The sequence below is a fragment of the Streptomyces sp. NPDC028305 genome (genome assembly GCF_055569495.1).
Genome location: NZ_JBVHTN010000001.1, coordinates 299,482 through 317,645, shown reverse-complemented (window position 1 = coordinate 317,645; position 18,164 = coordinate 299,482). Strand labels below are relative to the sequence as shown.

Annotated in this window: 18 protein-coding genes; 9 read left to right on the top strand and 9 right to left on the bottom strand. The window is 70.4% G+C overall.

The genetic code is table 11. From position 1 onward, the window contains the following. Positions 1 to 66: 66 nt before the first annotated feature. Genes priA through hisF form a run of 3 tightly spaced genes read left to right on the top strand, consistent with a single transcriptional unit; the run spans position 67 to position 1,984 of the window. Positions 67 to 798 (top strand): bifunctional 1-(5-phosphoribosyl)-5-((5-phosphoribosylamino)methylideneamino)imidazole-4-carboxamide isomerase/phosphoribosylanthranilate isomerase PriA, encoded by a 732-nt coding sequence (gene priA / locus ACZ4WQ_RS01450; protein ID WP_311724785.1) that lies wholly within the window; start codon positions 67 to 69, stop codon positions 796 to 798. Then, entirely contained in the window at positions 795 to 1,202 is a 408-nt protein-coding gene (locus tag ACZ4WQ_RS01445; protein WP_352131010.1) for a RidA family protein, read from the top strand. The genes priA and ACZ4WQ_RS01445 overlap by 4 nt, the downstream gene beginning before the upstream one ends. Beyond that, positions 1,199 to 1,984, top strand: coding sequence for an imidazole glycerol phosphate synthase subunit HisF (gene hisF, locus ACZ4WQ_RS01440; RefSeq protein WP_398370180.1), 786 nt, complete (start codon positions 1,199 to 1,201; stop codon positions 1,982 to 1,984). Before ACZ4WQ_RS01445 ends, hisF begins: the two co-directional genes overlap by 4 nt. A gap of 6 nt (positions 1,985 to 1,990) precedes the next feature. Here the strand turns inward: hisF and ACZ4WQ_RS01435 are convergent, their stop codons facing one another. Then, complete coding sequence (locus ACZ4WQ_RS01435) at positions 1,991 to 3,490, bottom strand: outer membrane protein assembly factor BamB family protein (RefSeq protein WP_398370182.1); 1,500 nt, start codon at positions 3,488 to 3,490, stop codon at positions 1,991 to 1,993. 112 nt (positions 3,491 to 3,602) lie between these two features. Further along, on the bottom strand, positions 3,603 to 4,340 hold the full coding sequence (locus ACZ4WQ_RS01430; RefSeq protein WP_398370184.1) for a TetR/AcrR family transcriptional regulator: 738 nt from the start codon (positions 4,338 to 4,340) through the stop codon (positions 3,603 to 3,605). Between the two features lie 119 nt (positions 4,341 to 4,459). Here ACZ4WQ_RS01430 and ACZ4WQ_RS01425 point away from each other — a divergent pair, with 119 nt between their 5' ends. From ACZ4WQ_RS01425 to ACZ4WQ_RS01405, 5 genes are all read left to right on the top strand, one after another. After that, positions 4,460 to 5,059 carry an NADPH-dependent FMN reductase gene (locus ACZ4WQ_RS01425; RefSeq protein WP_385339275.1) on the top strand — a complete coding sequence of 200 codons (600 nt, stop codon included), beginning with the start codon at positions 4,460 to 4,462 and terminating at the stop codon, positions 5,057 to 5,059. Positions 5,060 to 5,076: 17 nt separating this feature from the next. Beyond that, positions 5,077 to 6,657 carry an MDR family MFS transporter gene (locus tag ACZ4WQ_RS01420; RefSeq protein ID WP_398370187.1) on the top strand — a complete coding sequence of 527 codons (1,581 nt, stop codon included), beginning with the start codon at positions 5,077 to 5,079 and terminating at the stop codon, positions 6,655 to 6,657. A gap of 40 nt (positions 6,658 to 6,697) precedes the next feature. Beyond that, complete coding sequence (locus tag ACZ4WQ_RS01415) at positions 6,698 to 7,816, top strand: NADH:flavin oxidoreductase (RefSeq protein ID WP_398370189.1); 1,119 nt, start codon at positions 6,698 to 6,700, stop codon at positions 7,814 to 7,816. A gap of 168 nt (positions 7,817 to 7,984) precedes the next feature. Further along, on the top strand, positions 7,985 to 8,326 hold the full coding sequence (locus tag ACZ4WQ_RS01410) for a nuclear transport factor 2 family protein (protein WP_311724793.1): 342 nt from the start codon (positions 7,985 to 7,987) through the stop codon (positions 8,324 to 8,326). Between the two features lie 120 nt (positions 8,327 to 8,446). After that, on the top strand, positions 8,447 to 9,253 hold the full coding sequence (locus tag ACZ4WQ_RS01405; protein WP_398370191.1) for a nucleotidyltransferase domain-containing protein: 807 nt from the start codon (positions 8,447 to 8,449) through the stop codon (positions 9,251 to 9,253). 32 nt (positions 9,254 to 9,285) lie between these two features. On the opposite strand, the gene ACZ4WQ_RS01400 is transcribed toward ACZ4WQ_RS01405, so the two are convergent. The 7 genes from ACZ4WQ_RS01400 to ACZ4WQ_RS01370 form a co-directional block, all read right to left on the bottom strand. Further along, positions 9,286 to 10,674, bottom strand: a complete 1,389-nt coding sequence (locus ACZ4WQ_RS01400; protein WP_398370193.1) for an MFS transporter — start codon at positions 10,672 to 10,674, stop codon at positions 9,286 to 9,288. Between the two features lie 6 nt (positions 10,675 to 10,680). Continuing rightward, entirely contained in the window at positions 10,681 to 12,555 is a 1,875-nt protein-coding gene (locus tag ACZ4WQ_RS01395) for a glycoside hydrolase family 15 protein (RefSeq protein WP_398370195.1), read from the bottom strand. Between the two features lie 338 nt (positions 12,556 to 12,893). Then, positions 12,894 to 13,265, bottom strand: a complete 372-nt coding sequence (locus tag ACZ4WQ_RS01390) for a hypothetical protein (protein ID WP_398370197.1) — start codon at positions 13,263 to 13,265, stop codon at positions 12,894 to 12,896. A gap of 82 nt (positions 13,266 to 13,347) precedes the next feature. Next, positions 13,348 to 13,842 (bottom strand): hypothetical protein, encoded by a 495-nt coding sequence (locus tag ACZ4WQ_RS01385; RefSeq protein WP_311724800.1) that lies wholly within the window; start codon positions 13,840 to 13,842, stop codon positions 13,348 to 13,350. A 354-nt stretch (positions 13,843 to 14,196) separates the two neighbouring features. After that, positions 14,197 to 14,751, bottom strand: a complete 555-nt coding sequence (locus ACZ4WQ_RS01380) for a hypothetical protein (RefSeq protein ID WP_311724801.1) — start codon at positions 14,749 to 14,751, stop codon at positions 14,197 to 14,199. 19 nt (positions 14,752 to 14,770) lie between these two features. Further along, positions 14,771 to 15,100 (bottom strand): hypothetical protein, encoded by a 330-nt coding sequence (locus ACZ4WQ_RS01375; protein WP_311724802.1) that lies wholly within the window; start codon positions 15,098 to 15,100, stop codon positions 14,771 to 14,773. Between the two features lie 249 nt (positions 15,101 to 15,349). Further along, positions 15,350 to 16,063 carry a FadR/GntR family transcriptional regulator gene (locus ACZ4WQ_RS01370; protein WP_311724803.1) on the bottom strand — a complete coding sequence of 238 codons (714 nt, stop codon included), beginning with the start codon at positions 16,061 to 16,063 and terminating at the stop codon, positions 15,350 to 15,352. Between the two features lie 307 nt (positions 16,064 to 16,370). Between ACZ4WQ_RS01370 and leuA the strand changes: the two genes are divergently transcribed. After that, positions 16,371 to 18,110 (top strand): 2-isopropylmalate synthase, encoded by a 1,740-nt coding sequence (gene leuA, locus ACZ4WQ_RS01365; protein ID WP_398370200.1) that lies wholly within the window; start codon positions 16,371 to 16,373, stop codon positions 18,108 to 18,110. Positions 18,111 to 18,164 lie beyond the last annotated feature (54 nt).

The window sequence follows — 18,164 nt, the reverse complement described above, 5'->3', positions numbered from 1 at the left end:
CCGGCGGCACGCCCCGCCCTGGCCAGGCCTTCCCGTACCCGCCCGCACCTCACCGTAAGGTCTCCCATGAGCACCCACCGCCTCGAACTCCTCCCCGCCGTCGATGTCCGCGACGGCCAGGCCGTACGCCTGGTCCACGGCGAGTCCGGCTCCGAGACGTCCTACGGCGACCCGCTGGAGGCCGCCCTCGCCTGGCAGCGGGCCGGCGCCGAGTGGCTGCACCTGGTGGACCTGGACGCGGCCTTCGGCACCGGCGACAACCGCGAGCGGATCGCCGAGGTCGTGCGCACCATGGACATCAAGGTCGAGCTCTCCGGCGGCATCCGCGACGACGCCTCGCTCGCCGCGGCCCTCGCCACCGGCTGCACCCGCGTCAACCTCGGCACCGCCGCGCTGGAGTCCCCGGAGTGGGTCGCCAAGATCATCGCCGAGTTCGGGGACCGCATCGCCGTCGGCCTCGACGTCCGCGGCACCACCCTGCGCGGCCGCGGCTGGACCCGCGACGGCGGCGACCTGTACGAGACCCTGGCCCGCCTGGACGCCGAGGGCTGCGCCCGCTACGTCGTCACCGACATCGCCAAGGACGGCACCCTCCAGGGCCCCAACGTGGAGCTGCTGAAGAACGTCTGCGCCGCGACCGACAAGCCGGTCGTCGCCTCCGGCGGCGTTTCCTCCCTTGACGATCTGCGTGCCCTTGCGACCCTGGTACCGGAGGGTGTGGAGGGCGCCATCGTCGGCAAGGCCCTCTACGCCAAGGCGTTCACCTTGGAAGAGGCGTTGGAGGCGGTATCCGTATGACCTCAGCCGAGAGTGTGCGGCGCGTCCAGGCGGACAGCCCCTGGGAAGAGACCATCGGCTTCGCCCGGGCCGTCGCGGCCGGTGACCGGGTCCTGGTCGCCGGGACGATGCCGCTGGTGGGCGGGGTCCTCCAGGGCGAGGGCGATCCGTACGAACAGACGCTGGCGGCCTTCCGCAACGCGCTGGACGCGCTGCGGAAGTTCGACCTCGGCGTCGAATCGGTCATCCGTACCCGTATGTATCTCACCCACGCGCGCGATGTGGACGAGGTGGGCCGCGCCCACAAGGAGCTCTTCGACGCCGTACGCCCCGCCGCGACCCTGGTCGTGGTGTCCGGCTTCGTCGACTCGCGTGTCCTGGTGGAAGTCGAAGTAGAAGCATTCCGAGGAGCCCGAGCGTCATGACCCTGGCGGTCCGAGTCATCCCCTGCCTGGACGTGGACAACGGCCGGGTCGTCAAGGGAGTCAACTTCCAGAACCTGCGGGACGCGGGCGACCCCGTCGAGATGGCCAAGATCTACGGCGAGGAGGGCGCCGACGAGCTGACCTTCCTCGACATCACGGCCTCCTCGGGCAACCGCGAGACCACCTACGACGTGGTGCGCCGCACCGCCGAGCAGGTCTTCATCCCGCTCACCGTGGGCGGCGGGGTCCGCACCGTGGACGACGTCGACAAGCTGCTGCGGGCCGGCGCGGACAAGGTCGGCGTCAACACGGCCGCCATCGCCCGCCCCGAGCTGATCCGGGAGATCGCCGAGCGCTTCGGCAGCCAGGTCCTGGTCCTGTCCGTCGACGCCCGCCGCTGCGCGCCTACTCCCGACGGGGGACCGGTCACCCCGTCCGGCTACGAGGTCACCACCCACGGCGGCCGCCGCGGCACCGGCATCGACGCCGTCGAGTGGGCCCACCGCGCCGCCGAGCTGGGCGCGGGGGAGATCCTGCTGAACTCGATGGACGCCGACGGCACCAAGGACGGCTATGACACCGCCATGATCGAGGGGGTGCGCAAGCACGTCACCGTCCCCGTCATCGCCAGCGGCGGCGCCGGCCGGCTCGCCGACTTCTCCCCGGCGATCGACGCCGGCGCGGACGCGGTCCTCGCCGCCTCGGTCTTCCACTTCGGTGACCTGCGCATCGGCCAGGTCAAGGAGGCGCTGCGGGAGGCGGGGCACCCGGTGCGCCTGTAGGGGGTGTCACCCGCTGATGTCGAAGGCGCGCAGCACTCGCCCGCCCTTCGGGTCGTCGATCTCCTGGTTGACCACGTAGAGCGTGCCTCCCCACACGCCGGCGGTCAGGCTCTGTACGCGGCTCAGCGAGTGCCGGGGGGTGAGGAGCAGGCCCCGGGGCTCCTCCTTGCCGTCCCGCAGCCCGATGGAGACGACGTTCGGATCCTGCCCCGGCTGCTCGGGGGCCTTCACGGCGAGCACCTTGCCGGACTCCAGGCCGACCTGGATCGTGTCCGCCTTGGACCACAGCACCGTGCCGGTCCTGAGGTCGGTGGCCCCCAGGCCCGAGGTGTTGTCGTAGGAGGACAGCAGTACCGAGTCGTCCCCGACGGCGGTGGCCGTGGGGTCGAACTGGAGGTTCTTGCGCTTGCCCGTCATCGGGAAGGTCTTGTCGGGCTTTCCGTCCTTCGTATAGGTCTGGAGATAGCGCTTGGTGTCGTTGCTGTCTTCTTCCTCGGCGAGCATGAGCGTCAGCGGGTCGTTCCCCACCACCAGCTCCACGTCCCGCTTCTCGTTCGGGAACTTCCAGGAGTCGGCATCTCCGTCCCGTAGATCCAGGATGCTCAGCTGGTTTTCCGGCGTGACGTCGCTGCAACTGCTGGAGGCGGCCAGATAGCCGGCGGACCACGCGATGTCGGTCCCGCAGTCGCGGCCGCGTGACGTCAGCGTCCACTTCTTCTCGCCCCCGGAGATGGCATAGGCCGACACCGGGCCGATCCCCGCGACCACCACGTCCTCGCCGACCTCGACATGCGGCGTGAGGGATTTGCTGTCGCGCGCCAGGTTCTTGGACCACAGGGTCCGTCCGGTGTCCGTGTCGAAGACGACGAGGTACGCGCAGTCATCGCCGCCGGCGTCATAGACGGCGGCGCCGACACCGTCGGAGTTCGGGCGCGGGGCTATGGCACAGACCTCGCTCGCCCCCTTCGGCGTTCGCACCGTCCACAGCGTCCTGCCGGTTTCGGGGTCGAAGGCGCGTACGCCGTTGTCGTCGGCGTAGACGGGGCCGCGCGAGGTGGTCCAGAGGGCGGGCAGTCCGCTGAGGGTGCCGCGGACGTGCGCGTCGGGCAGCCGAGTCTCCCACTTCTGCCGCAGGGCGTGGGCCGGACGCGATGACTTCTTCGCCGCCGGGTCGCCGGAGCGGTCGTGCTCGAACAGCGCGACCGCGATGCCGCCTGCCAGCAGCAGCACGACGATGGCGAGGATGGCCGTGACCCTGCCCCCGCCGCGCCGCGGGGGCGGCGGGGGAGTCGGCCACGGCGGGCCCGGGGCGGCCCCGGGGGCACCCCCGGGCCCGCCGGGCTGCTGCTGCGGATAGGCGGGCAGCGTGGGCTGTGGCCCGGCGGCGGGCGGGGTCGGGGGTCTCGGCGGTACGGGTGGCCGCTGGTTCGCCGGCTGTCCGTCCTCGTTGCCGCCCTCGTATGTCACCGTTCCGACCCCCGTCCAGTCATGACCGGGCCACGTCATGTGCCCGTTTGAAGAGACGACGACAGGCGCCGAAGCGTTGCACGTGGTACCAGTTGTACGTTGCGCCAAGGGCGGGGCGGCCGGCCGGACTCCGCCTCCGCGCGCTCATGGCTCAGATCCCCAAGCGGGCCGCGATCCCGTCGAGGACGGCGTCGAGCCCGATCTCGAACTGCCACTGCGCGTCGTCCTTGCGGGTCGCCTCGTTGATGTAGCGGGCGTATGTCGGGTACCGGCCGGTGTTCATCAGCCAGCTCATGCGCGGGGCGAGGGCGATGCGCGTCTCGTCGGCGCTGGACCACCCCTGCTCCTGCATCAGCTCCGCGAGGCCGATCTCCCGGTCCACGGCGCCTTTCACATAGGAGTCCACGGCGCGGCAGACCGCCATCATCGTGTCGACGTCCAGATCGAGCTCGGCGAGCGAGGCGAGGGCGCTTTCGACCACGGCCACTTGGTTCGGGGTCAGCGTGAACACCGCCGCGCGGGCCACCCAGGGGTGCTGGAGGAGCACCGCCCTGGTGCGCTGGGCGAGCGCCCGCGCGGCCTGCCGCCAGTCCTTGGCGCCCTCGGGCGGCGTCATCTCGCCGTAGACATGGTCGACCATCAGCTCGAGGAGCTCGTCCTTGCCCGACACATAGCGGTACGCGGCCATCGGGGCGACCCCCAGATCGGTCGCGAGGCGGCGCATGGTGACGGCGTCGAGGCCTTCCGCGTCGGCGATCGCCACCGCGGCCTGGGCGATACGCCGGGGGGTGAGCGTGGAGCGCGGGGCGGGGGCCGGGCGGTCCAGCCGCTCCCACAGGAAGGCGGGCTCCGGCCGCTCGGACCGCTCCGGCTTTTTCCGAGGGGGCATGGGGTGAGCTCCTTTCAGGACCGCCCAGTGTACAGAGTATTCATGAGTGGACAACGTACACAGTCATGCGTACGTTGTATCTCGACGGATACGTTGTACACATCGAACGGAGCCTCTCCATGAACGACCTCAACGACGGCCCCCTGCGGGTGGCGGTCCTCGTCGGCAGCACCCGGGACGGCCGCTTCGGGCCCGTGGTGGCCGAGTGGACGGCCGGCCACATCGCCCAGCGCGAGGACATGGAGGCCGACCTTGTCGACCTGGTCGAGACCCCGGTGCCGACCGTCATGCCGGCGTTCGGGCAGCAGCCGTCGGAGGAGGATGTGGCGCTGCTCGGCGCCGTCGCTCCGCGCCTGGCGGCGGCCGACGCGTTCGTCATCGTCACCCCGGAGTACAACCACAGCTACCCGGCGGCCCTGAAGAACGCGATCGACTGGCACAACCCGCAGTGGCACGCCAAGCCGGTCGCTTTCGTCTCCTACGGCGGCATCTCCGGCGGCCTGCGCGCCGTCGAACACCTGCGGGGCGTCCTCGCCGAACTGCACGCGGTGACCATCCGCAACACCGTCAGCTTCCACAACTACGGCGACAAGTTCGACGCGGACGGCAAGCCCCTGGACCCGGAGTGCGACGCCGCGGCCAAGTCCCTGCTCGACCAGCTGGCCTGGTGGGGGCTGGCGCTGCGGGACGCCCGCGCCGCCCGCCCGTATACCGGCTGAGGCGGGGGAGCGCGGCCATGACCGGCGACGCCACGACCGGCGACCCGGGGGACACGCCCCCTCCCGCCCGGCGGAACCCTCCCTACCTGGGCATCTTCGGCCTGATGCTCGGCATCTTCCTCGCCACACTCGACGGGCAGATCGTCGGCGTCGCACTGCCGACCATCGTCGGCGACCTGGGCGGCCTCGACCACTTCTCCTGGGCCGTCACGTCCTACCTGCTCACCCTGGCCGCGACCACCCCGATCTGGGGCAAACTCGGCGACCTCTACGGCCGCAAAGGCGCCTACCTCTGGTCCGTGGTGCTCTTCCTGATCGGCACCGTCCTGTGCGGGCTCGCGCAGAACATGGGACAACTCATCGCCTTCCGCGCCGCCCAGGGCCTCGGGGCCGGCGGTCTCATGGTCGGTGCGATGTCCGTCATCGGCGTACTGATCCCCGCTCAGGAACGCGGCCGCGTCCAGTCGATGATCGGCGTGATGCTGCCCGTCGCCTTCGTCGGCGGGCCGCTGCTCGGCGGATTCATCACCGACGTCCTGGACTGGCGCTGGGTCTTCTACGTCAACGTGCCCTTCGGTATCGCCGCGCTGCTCGCCGTCGGCAAGGGCGTACGGCTGCCACAAGCGCGCGCCGGCGGACGGATCGACTACCCCGGTACGGCCCTGCTGACCGCCGCCATCCTGTCCCTCACCCTGCTGGCCGGCTGGGGCGGCACCCGCTACGGCTGGGCCTCACCGCAGATCGTGCTGCTCGGCGCGGTGGCCGCCGCGGCCCTCGCGGCGTTCCTCCGGGTGGAACGGCGCGCGACGGAGCCCGTCATCCCGCTGCGGCTGTTCCGCAGCCGTGACTTCGCCCTCGCCCAGGTCCTCAGCTTCCTGGTCGGCGCCGCGCTGATCACGGTGGCGAACTACCTGCCCCAGTACATGCAGTTCGTGCAGGGCTCCTCCTCCACCGTCAGCGGCATGCAGGGCCTGCCCCTGATGATGGGCATGCTGGCGGCGCAGCTCATCACCGGCCGGCTGATGGACCGGGGCGGTCTGGAACGCGTGGTGCCGATCACCGGCGCCGCCCTCACCGTCACCGGCGTGTTCCTGCTGCTCCTGCTCGACACCGGCACCCCGGTGTTCGCCGCCTCGGCCCTCCCCCTGGTGTTCGGCGCCGGCGTCGGCATGCTGATGCAGAGCACGCTGCTCACCACGATGAACACCGCCCCGCCGCGCGACATGGGCGCCGCCACCGGCACCGTCACCCTGCTGCGTACGATCGGCGGCTCACTCGGCGTCGCCGCCCTCGGCGCCGTACACATCGGCCGGATGACGGCCGAACTGGCCGACCGGCTCGGCCACCGCACCGCCGAAAGGCTCACCTCCACGGGCGAGGTGACCCCGGCCTCGGTCGACAGGATGCCCGCCCAGGTGCGCCACGCCGTCCAGGAGGCGTTCATCGGCGGACTGCACGGCGTCCTCATCGGCACGGCCGTCCTCGCCGCGGCCGCTTTCGCCCTCGCCTGGTTCGTCGGGGGAAACGTGGCCGCCAAGCCGTCCGATCCGGCGGAAGAGACGGACCGCGCCCGGATCCCGACGACGGCGACGGACTGAGACCTTGTCACACCGCCCCGACAGAGAAAGCAGACCAGCCATGTCCAGCACCTCCGCGGCACGCGCCAAGGATGTCCTGCTGCGTCCCTTCACCGTGGGCGACCTCACCCTCCCCAACCGGATCGTGATGGCGCCGATGACCCGTGAGTTCTCGCCCGGCGGCATACCGGGCGGGGATGTGGCGGCGTACTACGCCCGGCGGGCCGCGGGCGGGGTGGGCCTGATCATCACCGAGGGGACGTACATCGGCCATGAATCGGCGGGCAGCAGCGACCGCGTCCCCCGTATCCACGGAGAACAGGCCCTGGCGGGCTGGGCCGGGGTGACGGACGCGGTGCACAGCGCCGGCGGGAAAATCATGTCCCAGCTGTGGCATGTGGGTATGGACCGCAAACCCGGCACCCCGCCCGTGCCCGCCGCCCCGCCCATGGGCCCCTCCGGCATCGCCGTCGACGGTACGGAGTCCGGCCGGGCGATGACCCGGACGGACATCGACGATGTTGTCGCGGCCTATGCCACGGCTGCCGAAGCCGCCGAGCGGATCGGGTTCGACGGCGTGGAGATACACGCGGGCCATGGCTATCTCATCGACCAGTTCCTCTGGGAGCGGACCAACCGGCGTACCGATGCCTACGGCGGGAACCTCGTCGCCCGCTCCCGTTTCGCCGCCGAAGTCATCGCCGCGGTCCGCCGGGCGGTCTCGTCGGGTTTCCCGATCACCCTCCGTTTCTCACAGTGGAAGATGGGCGCCTACGACGCCAGGCTCGCCCGCTCGCCGCAGGAACTCGAAGCCCTGCTCGCCCCGCTGGCGGACGCCGGAGCCGACGCCTTCCACTGCTCCACCCGCCGCTTCCACCAGCCCGAGTTCGAAGGGTCCGACCTCAACCTCGCAGGCTGGACGAAGAAGCTCACGGGCAAGCCTTCGATCTCCGTCGGCGCGATCGGCCTCGACAACGAGTTCACCGATGTGATCCAGGGCCGACAGGGCGAGGTCACGGGCATCGGAGAACTGCTCGACCGGATGGAGCGCGACGAGTTCGACCTCGCCGCGGTCGGCCGCGCCCTGCTCGGCGACCCCGACTGGCTCACCAAGGTCCTGACCGACCGCACAGCGGACCTCAGCCCCTTCCACGTGGGCCTGCTCGCCGCCCTGAACTGAGCTGCTCCGACTCCGGGTCGGCGCGCCCGTCCCGTGGGGCGATCGGGTCATCGCATCCCACCCGCGTGATTCACGCGCCGACGGCCATCACCGATGAGTTCCGGCGACGGGATCGGTCTGCCCATATGGAGGCCAGGAGACAGACCCGGCCCGGAAGGAGGACCAGCTATGGCGAACGTCGATGTCGTCCGCGCATGTATGGAGAGCTATCTCGCACAGGACCGTGAAACCGCGGACCGGCTGATCGCCGAGGACTTCGTCTTCACGAGCCCGCAGGACGACCACATCGACAAGGCCGCGTTCTTCGAACGCTGCTTCCCCACGGTCGATCGCCTCCGGTACCAGAAGGTCCTGGAAGCGGTCCCAGCCGGGGGCGACGACGTCTTCCTCCTCTACGAGTACGAACTGAAGACCGGCGGACGCTATCGCAATGTCGAGCTGATCACCGTGCGGGACGGAAGGCTCACCGAGACCCAGGTCTTCTTCGGCGGCCTGGTCCGGGAGACATGAGCGCCGAACCCCCCCGGTCACGCGTCGAAGTCGTACTCCAGGATGGAGGAAGCGGCATCGAGCACCATCTCATTGACCTCCACGCCCACATTCGCCCGTCGGCTTGGAACGATGGCAGCCATGGATGCCCAGTCACAGCCTGACCCCACAACCTTCCCGGAGACGACCGGTTCCGGCGCGGTCGCTGAGTACGCCCGAGAAGCCCGGAGACTGGTCTTGGCCCGCTACCCGGACGCGCTCGGTGCCGCGCTCGGCGGGTCCAGCGCCTCCGGTCGGGCCACCCCTGGCAGCGACCTCGACATCGCTGTCCTTCTCCCTGACGACGGCATCAGCCGCCGAGAAGTGCTCCGTCACGAAGGCCGCCTCGCCGAGGTGTTCCTGCACACCCGTGCCGACTTGGGGGAGGTGTTCGCGGCAGCCAGGGCCAGCCGCCGGGCGACCGCGCTCTTCATCTACGCCGAGTCCGTCTTGCTGCACGACCCGGATGGCCATGTCGAAACCTGGCGTGCCGAGGCCCAGGCCCTGCTCGCTGCCGGGCCCGAACCCCTTACCCCGAACGAGAGCGAGCTCGGCCGCTTCCTGCTCACCGACCTTCTGGACGACTTGGCCGAGACCGGTCTCGGCAGTGACCGCCATGAGCAACTGGCCATCGCCGACCGGACGCTGAACGAAGCCGCACATCTCCTGATCGCTCATCGCCGCGCCTGGAACGGGGCCGGCAAGTGGCTGCCCCGGCGCCTGACCGCGGCCGATCCGGTCCTCGGCCGGGAGTTGCTCCGTGGGCACCTCGCCGTTGCCGAGCGCGCCGACCCGGCACCGCTGACCACCGCGGCCCGCGGCGTGCTGGAGCTGCTGGGCGGTCCCCTCCGGGAGGGATACGTCGGGCACTGGCGCCCATCTGCCGGGCACGGAGCCGCCGAGTCATAGCCGAGGTTTCTCCGGCGGCCGCGTTGCCCAGTTCAGGCACTCGGCTGCCGGGGAAGGCGGGTCGCGGCGGTGAGGCCGAGGACGCCGATGACCGCGAGTGTGCTCATCGCGGCCGCGTAGGCGTGGGTGGTGAGGTTGGCGACGAGGATCGTGCCGGCGATGGCCGTGCCGAGCGAGGATCCGAGGTTGGACACGCTGCGTGAGAGGCCCGAGATCTCGCCCTGCTGCTCCTCGGGGAAGCTCGACTGGACGATGTTGACCGAGGGGGTCAGCATCAGCCCGAGGCCCAGTCCGATCACGAGGAGCCCGGGCGCGAGGGCCCAGGGGCTCGGGGAGCCGCCGACCAGGGCGAGGAGGATGACGATGCCGGCGATCGTGGCGCCGAAGCCCGTCACGATCAGGGTCCGCTGGGCGCGTCGCTTCGCCAGGCGTTCGGCGGCCAGCGACGACGCGAGCAGGCCGAGGGTGGCCGCGGTGAAGATGACGCCGGTCTGGATCGCGTCGTAGCCGCGTACGACCTGGAGGTACGCCGCCACCACGAAGGACGTCCCCATGAGCATCAGCCACTGGACGTTCTGGGTGACGAGGCCGAGGTTGGAGGTGCGGTCGCGGAACAGGCTCATGGACAGCAGAGGCTCTTCGCCGGCCCGTTCCTTGGCGCGCACCCACCGGAAGAACCACACCAGCACGAGCGCGCCGAGCACGAGCAGGCCGAGCATCAGCCAGAGGTTGTTGTCGGCGGCCAGGATGCCCATGACGAGGAGCACCAGGCCGACCGCCGAGAGCACTGCCCCGCGCGTGTCGAAGGGGCTCGTGGGATCCGGTGGCAGCGGATCCCGGACGCGGCGGCTGAGCAGCACGATGAGCGCGATCACCAGGGCCTGGAACACAAACGCGGCCCGCCAGCCGAGCGTCGAGGTGATGAGCCCGCCGATCAGCGGCCCGGCGGCGGCGCCGATGCCGCCCAGCGCCATGATGACGCCGAACGCACGGGCGCGTGAGGTCACCTCGGTGAAGTAGAGCGTGGTGAGGATGTAGACGGGCGGGATGAGCAGGGCCGTGCCGACGCCTTCCAGGATCGAGTTGCCCAGGATGAGCACGCCCAGGGCGGGGGAGGCCGCGCTCAGCAGCGCGCCGACGCCGTACACGATCAGCCCGGCCAGGAAGCACCGCTTGCGGCCGTAGCGGTCGGTCAGCTTTCCGCCGGGGATCATCAGGGCGGCCATGACCAGCAGGAAGACCGTGATGGCGACCTGTACGCCCTGCACGCTGGTGTTCAGGTCCCTGCTGATGTCGTTGATCATGACGTTCATGTTGGAGCCGGCGAAGCTACAGATGAACTGGGCGAGGGCGAGCGGCACCAGTACCCCTCGCAGTGCGCTGTGCGGGCGTTCCGGGGCCGGGGCTGCTGCTTCGGTCATCGCGTATCACATGGGTGCGGTGGTCATCGGCGGCCGGGATTCGGCCTGGTCGAGCTGTTTGTCGAGCGCCATGGCCGCGGCGACCAGGGCGAGATGCGTGAAGGCCTGGGGGAAGTTGCCCAGCTGCTCACCCGAGGGGCCGATCTCCTCGGCGAACAGACCGACGTGGTTGGCGTAGGTGAGCATCTTGTCGAAGGCGTAGCGGGCCTGGGTCAGCCGGCCGGTCCGGGCGAGCGCCTCGACGTAGAGGAAGCTGCACAGGTTGAAGGTGCCCTCGGAGCCGCGCAGCCCGTCGGGGGAGGCCTCGGGGTTGTAGCGGTAGACGAGGCTGTCGCTGACCAGTTCCTGGTCCATGGCGTCGAGAGTGGTCAGCCATGCGGGGTCGCGCGGGGAGAGGAAGCCGACTCGGGGCATCAGCAGCAGCGATGCGTCCAGTACGTCGGTGTTGTAGTGCTGGACGAACGCCTCCCGCTTCGCACTCCAGCCGCGTTCGACGATCTGGTGGAAGACCGCGTCGCGGGCGCGTGTCCAGCGGGCGGTGTCGGCGGGGCGGGAGTACTCGGCGGCCAGCCGGATGCCGCGGTCGAAGGCGACCCAGGCCATCAGCCGGCTGTACGTGAAGTCCTGGCGGCCGCCCCGGGTCTCCCAGATCCCTTCATCGGGCCGGTCCCAGGCGTCGGCGAGCCAGTCCAGCATGGACGAGAACGCCCGCCAGCCTCGCAGGCCCCCGATGTCGCCGGCCCGGGCCAGGGTGTCGGCCGCCTCGCCGTAGATGTCGAGCTGGATCTGGTCCGCGGCCGCGTTGCCGATCCGGACCGGGGCCGATCCCCGGTAGCCCTCGAGGTGCCCGAGGGTCTCCTCGGTGAGGCGGGGGTCGCCGTCGACCCGGTACATGATCTGAAGCGGCTCGCCCGAGGCGGTGCCCGCGGTCCCGATGCGCTCGCGCAGCCAGCCGCGGAAGACCTGAGCCTCCCGGACGAAGCCCAGGTCGACCAGGATCCGCGCCGACAGGGAGGCGTCGCGGATCCAGGTGTACCGGTAGTCCCAGTTGCGCTCACCGCCGATCTGCTCGGGCAGCCCCGCGGTGGCCGCGGCGATCGATGCCCCGGTCGGGTCGTAGGTGAGCAGCTTCAGGGTGATCGCCGAGCGGTTGACGATGTCCCGCCAGCGTCCCCGGTAGGTGCAGGAGCGCAGCCACCCGAGCCAGAAGGCGCGGCAGGCCTCCAGCTCGTCACGGATGGCGCTCGACGACAGCGGGGTCGGGGCGGGCCCGCCGCTGGAGACGCTGGTGAGGACGACGGCGGCGATCTCGCCCGCCCGGAGGGTGAAGCGGGCCGTGATGTCGCCGCCGCTCTCGTCACCGCGGTCGTTCTGCAAAGCGATCTGTTCGGAGGCCTGGAGATGCAGATCCGTGCCGGGGCCCCGGAAGACCGCCGAGCGGTCGCCGGTTCGGGCGAGCGTGTGCGGCGCACGCCCGTAGTCGAACCGCGGGCGGCAGACGAGCGTGAACGGCAGCGCGCCCCGCACCACCCGCGCGAGCCTGATCAGCCGGTGCCGGTCGGTCGGCGCCGCGCCCTGGAGCGGTGTCATGAAGTCGGCGACCTCGCCGACGCCGCCGGGAGCCATGAACCGGGTGACCAGGACCGCGGTGTCGGACAGATACAGCTGACGGACCGTGCCCGCGCCGTCGTCCCCGCCGGGGAGATCCGCGGCGAGCCGGCAGTAGCCGCCCCGCTCGCTGTCCAGGAGGGACGCGAACACGCTGGGCGAGTCGAAGCGCGGCGTACACCACCAGTCGACCGATCCCTCGGAGGACACCAACGCGGCGGTCTGAAGATCGCCGACCATGCCGTGATCGGCGATCGGCGGGTAGCGGTTCACCGGGACTCCTCCTTCGCCCGGGCTGCCCGGGCTGCCGGGGGGAGAGAGACAAGCCCACCGTACGGCCGGTCGTTGTTCTCCCGCCCGTCCCCAGCTTGCTCCGGTTTGCGAGGGTTTGCACCCCAGCGCCCGTACGGCTTCCGCGCGCCCGTACGGCTTCCGCGCGACGCGGCGCACCGGCCCACTGCGCGAGGACCTGACGGGGCTGCTGTACGAGCGGACCCGGGATGGCGCGGAGTACGTCTTCGGCGACGGCGTCGCGGCCCTCCAGCATCCCTCGGGATTGCAGGTGGCGATCTTCCGTGCGGAACGCGATCTCGTGTCGTGCGCCCCGACCATCACCCGGACCGGCTACCCGGGACCCCACGTTGTCCTCGTGGAAGTGCTCCAGGAGGCCGCCCGCCGACGAAACGCACGGTGCCGTCGGAGTTGTCGGAGACCTTGAACCCGTGGACCTCCGCGTCTCTGACGATCCCCTTGACTTTGTCCTGACTCGCAGTCAGCTGGTCATACGCGTCGTCCAGGACGGCATAGCTGCTGCCGGCCTCCTTGTGCAGGTCCTCGAACTCTTTCGCGGTCTTGCGGACGAATTCATGCGTGACGGTCGCGTTGAGCCCAGCCCACCGCACACCTTCCGACTTCTTCAGCAGTCCCGAACGCGCATCGCTCACCAGCTTCTTCAAACCATCGACAACGGTCTTCCAGTCCATGGCCGCGATCATGAGATTTCCCAGATCGACCTCGACGAGATCCGTTTAAGTGAGAGTCCCCATCGTCATTCCCCCGTTTCCGCTACTTCACCATCTTGGATATCTCGGAAACGCTGACGGCCGAGCCGTCCCGGTGTCGAAGCGAGGCCGCGATCAGTTCGTCGTCGTTCGCGTGACTCTTCTTCGAGTAGTCCAGGTGATTGGAGATATGGGCGCACATCTGCAACATGGTATTCACCTGGGAAGTCCAGACGGACACCGTCGTGCTCAACTCGTCGCCCATGGTGAAGTTATGGTCGCTCAGCGCCTTGGCCGACTGCATGGACGACCCCACGCCGTCCTTGTCCGCCCCGGCCCCGGCGATGTCGGCCGTCTTCTGGAGCTCCCCGTGCAGGACGAAGGCCTCGTGCCCCACGGCGCCCAAGTCGTCCTGGTGAACGATGAGATCGGAGGCCTTGCCGCCGTCCTCGCCCCCGCCGCCCCCGCCGGCCGCGGCAAGCTGGTTGAGTCGCGTATGGGCGCTCTGCTGCCCGGCTGCTTCGGCCTTGAGCTGAGACCACTCGCTATCGAAGGACATTTCCCCGTTACCTCCCGTAAAGAACATCAGCGCGTCCGGTGTTGCGGCCGTCGCTCCCCTGGCTCGCCGCGCCACATCGCGAATAAAAACGCATGCCAGCTGAATCGGATGACATCATTCCGGCTGCGGCCGGGCCCCAGGAGCAGCGGATCGACCACCGCGACATCGAGGGGCGGAAGCGGGCGCTCGCCGGCCGGATGGCCGCCGTCCGCTGGGGAGGGGCGGGGGAGGGCGCAGGGCGGCGTCGGCGGGGACGTGGGCCGGCGCCGACCCGGCACCGGCCCCTCCGGTCGTGCGCGCGCAGACACCTTGGGCTTCCCATGGCCACCGGGCTCCACCGTCGCGACTCCCCCGTTATACGTCCAGCAGAGTGTGGTACTGGGTGTGGCCCGCGTCGGACGGGTCTCCGCCGTGGATCTTGGCCAGTGCGCGCTTGACCAGAAGGTCGGTCGTGACGGCCCGGCGCATTTCATGATTGACGGCTTCGGTGTACGACTGCGTGGAGTCCAGTGACCACCGCGACCCGCCCTCCCCGGACTCATGGAAACTCACGGTGCCGTCGGAGTCGTCGGAGACCGTGAACCCGTCTTCCTGCGCCCTTGCGACGAGCCACTTGACTTTGGACTGAATCTTGGTCAGCTCGGAATGCCCGTCGTCCAGGATGACCCAGATGCTGTTGGCCTCCTTGTACAGGTCCTCGAACTCTTTCACGGTCTTCTTGACGAATTCATGCGTGACGGTCGCGTTGAGCCCAGCCCACCGCGCACCCTCCGACTTCTTCAGCAGTCCCGAACGCGCATCGCTCACCAGCTTCTTCAAACCATCGACAACGGACTTCCAGTCCGTGACCGCGGTACTGAGCTTTCCCAGATCGACCCCGACGAGATCCGTGTAAGTGAGAGTCCCCATCGTCATTCCCCCGTTTCCGCTACTTCACCATCTTGGATATCTCGGAAACGCTGACGGCCGAGCCGTCCCGGTTTCGGAGCGAGGCCGCGATCAGTTCGTCGTCGTTCGCGTGACTCTTCTTCGAGTGGTCCAGGTGATTGGAGATATGGGCGCACATCTGGAGCTCCCCGTGCAGAACGAAGGCCTCGTGCCCCACGGCGCCCAAGTCGTCCTGGTGAACGATGAGATCGGAGGCCTTGCCGCCGTCCTCGCCCCCGCCGGCCGCGGCAAGCTGGTTGAGTCGCGTATGGGCGCTCTGCTGCCCGGCCGCGTCCGCCTTGAGCTGAGACCACTCGCTGTCGAACGACATTTCCCCGTTACCTCCCGAAGAGGACATCAGCGCGCCCGGCGCTGCGGCCGTCCCTCCCCTGGCCCGCCGCACCACATCGCGAATAAAAACGCATGCTAGCCGAATCGGATGACATCACTCCGGCTGCGGCCGGGCAAAATCGGCCTCGATTCGTCAGCGGGGTTCGATCGCTGATACGACACCGAGGGGCAGAAGCGCGCGCTCACCGACCGGATGGCCGCCGTCCCCTGGCCGTCAGCGCGGTGTCGCTCAGCCGAGGCGGCCGTCGCCGTCGCGCAGCCGGGTCAGGGTCTGCTCCAGCTCGGCCTGGAGCACGCGGCCCGCCGTCTCCGCGTCTCCCCGCTCGATGGCCCGGACCAGCGCGGTGTGGGCCTCGTCGCCCGGGTTCGGCGTCCCGGCCGCTCCGGTCCGCAGGGCGAGCAGGTCCACCAGGTCGATCAGGCCCTGCCGCAGCCGGGGGGCGAACTCGGCGAACAGGTCCGTGAGCACGGGGTTGTGCGCGGCGCCGACCACCGCCGCGTGCAGCGCGATGTCGGCGTCGACGAACGAGGCGTCGTCGCCCGCGGCGGCGGCGCTCCGGGCGTCCAGGGCCGCGCCGAGGGCGGTGAGGTCGGCGTCGGTGCGGCGCAGCGCGGCCAGCCGGGCGGCCTGCACCTCGACCAGCATGCGCACCTCGAACACGTCCGTGACGGCCGCGCGGCGGAGCCGGGCCGGCCAGTCCTCGGCGGGCTCGGTGGCGATGACGAAGACCCCGGAGCCCTGTCGGGCCTGGACCAGCCCCGCTCCGGCCAGGGCGCGCACCGCCTCGCGCACGGTGGAGCGGCCCACGCCCAGCGTCTTGGCCAGGGTGGTCTCGCCGGGGAGCCTGGTGCCGACCGGCCAATGGCCCCCGGTGATCTCCTCGCGCAGCCGCGCGGCCGCCTGGTCGACCAGGGGAGTGGGACGGAGGGCGCCCAGCGGCATCCGGTTCACCTTTCAGGGAGCGACTTTCAGGGAGGGTCGTCTTATCGCTTTCGCGGAGGGTCATAGCTTCCCAGGAGCGCTCATGGCTTCCCAGGGGCGGCCGCTCCGCGGCACGTCCCCTCTCTCCAGTATTCCTCAGGTCCTCAGCTTGTCTGAGGACCTGAGGTGTGGCTAGCCTGTTCCGCATGACGCTGCGTGGTCTCCTTCTCGGCTGCCGCGGCGGGGCCTGATCCGACCGGCACCCCGCCGCGGAGTGCCGTGCTGCTCGCCGGTCGCCCTCCGATCGAGAGAAGGAAACCCCGGCCCCATGGCTGTTCATGACGACCACGTCCCCTCCTGGAACCCGCAGCGGCCCAGCGCCATGCCGTACCACCGCTACCGGTCCGTGTACGAGCGGGTCGCGGTGCCCCTGACCGACCGCGCCTGGCCGGCCCGCCGGATCGAGCGGGCACCGCTGTGGGTGCCGGTGGATCTGCGCGACGGCAACCAGGCCCTGGCCGAGCCGATGGACACCCCGCGCAAGCGCCGGATGTTCGACCTCCTGGTCGCGATGGGCTTCAAGGAGATCGAGATCGGCTATCCCTCCGCGAGCCGGACCGACTTCGACTTCGTACGCCACCTCGCGGAGAGCGACGCGGTCCCCGCCGATGTGACCGTGGTGGTCTTCACCCCGGCCCGGCGCGATCTGATCGAGCGGACCTTCGCCGCGATCGAGGGCCTGCCCCGCTCGGTGGTGCACCTCTACACCGCCACCGCCCCGGTCTGGCGCGAGGTGGTGCTCGGCCGCGGGCGCGCCGAGGTGCACGAGATGATCCGGGACGCCGCCGGGCATCTGGCCCGGCTCGCGGCGGCGCGGCCCGAGGACATCCGGTTCCAGTTCTCTCCGGAGGTCTTCAACCTCACCGAGCCCGACTTCGTGCTGGAGGTCTGCAACGGCCTCACCGCGCTGTGGGACGCCTGCCCCGAGCGGCCGGTGATCCACAACCTGCCCGCCACCGTCGAGTGCGCCACCCCCAACGTGTACGCCGACCAGATCGAGTACATGCACCGCCACCTGGAGCGGCGCTCGGACGTCGTCCTCTCCGTGCACCCGCACAACGACCGCGGCACCGGGGTCGCCTGCGCCGAACTGGCGGTCCTGGCGGGCGCCCAGCGCGTCGAGGGCTGTCTGTTCGGCAACGGCGAGCGCACGGGCAATGTCGACCTGGTCACGCTCGCCCTGAACCTGTACGCCCAGGGCGTGGACCCGATGATCGACTTCTCCGACATCGACGCCGTCCGCGACACCGTGGAGCACTGCAACCGGCTGCCCGTCCACCCCCGCCACCCCTACGGCGGCGAACTGGTCTACACGGCCTTCTCCGGCACCCACCAGGACGCCATCAGCAAGGGGCTGGCCAGGCACGCCCGGCAGGCCGTCGAGTCCGGGGTGCCGGAGGGGCAGGCGCCATGGGCGGTGCCGTATCTGCCCATCGACCCGGCCGACGTGGGGCGCACCTACGAGGCGGTCATCCGCGTCAACAGCCAGTCCGGCAAGGGCGGCATCGCCCATCTGCTGCGGGCGCACTACGGCCTCGACCTGCCGAAGCGGCTGCGCGCCGACTTCTCCCACGTCGTGCAGGCCGCCACCGACGACAGCGGCCGGGAGGCCACGGCGAAGGAGCTGTGGGAGCTGTTCCGGGGCGCGTATCTGGCGCCCGGTCACGACGGGCCGGTCACCCTCGCGTCATGGAGCACCGAGGAGACCGCCCCCGGCGAGCACCGGTTCGTCTGCGACCTGCGACACGCGGGCGACGGCGAACGCCGGTACGAGGGGACGGGCAACGGGCCGCTGTCCGCCTTCGCCGACGCCCTGGCGGGCGCCGGGCTCGCCGTGGACATCCTCGACTACGCCGAGCACGCGACCGCCGCGGGGCCCGGCAGCCCCGCCATGGCCTACGTCGAATGCCGCGTCGGCGACACCGTCCGCTGGGGGGCCGGTCAGGACACCTCCGTGCTCACCGCCTCGGTGCACGCCGTCCTGGCCGCGGTGAACCGGGCGCTGTGACCGTGGTGAGGTGAGGCGAGGGGGTGGTGCGCCGACGCTCCGACCGACGCGGGG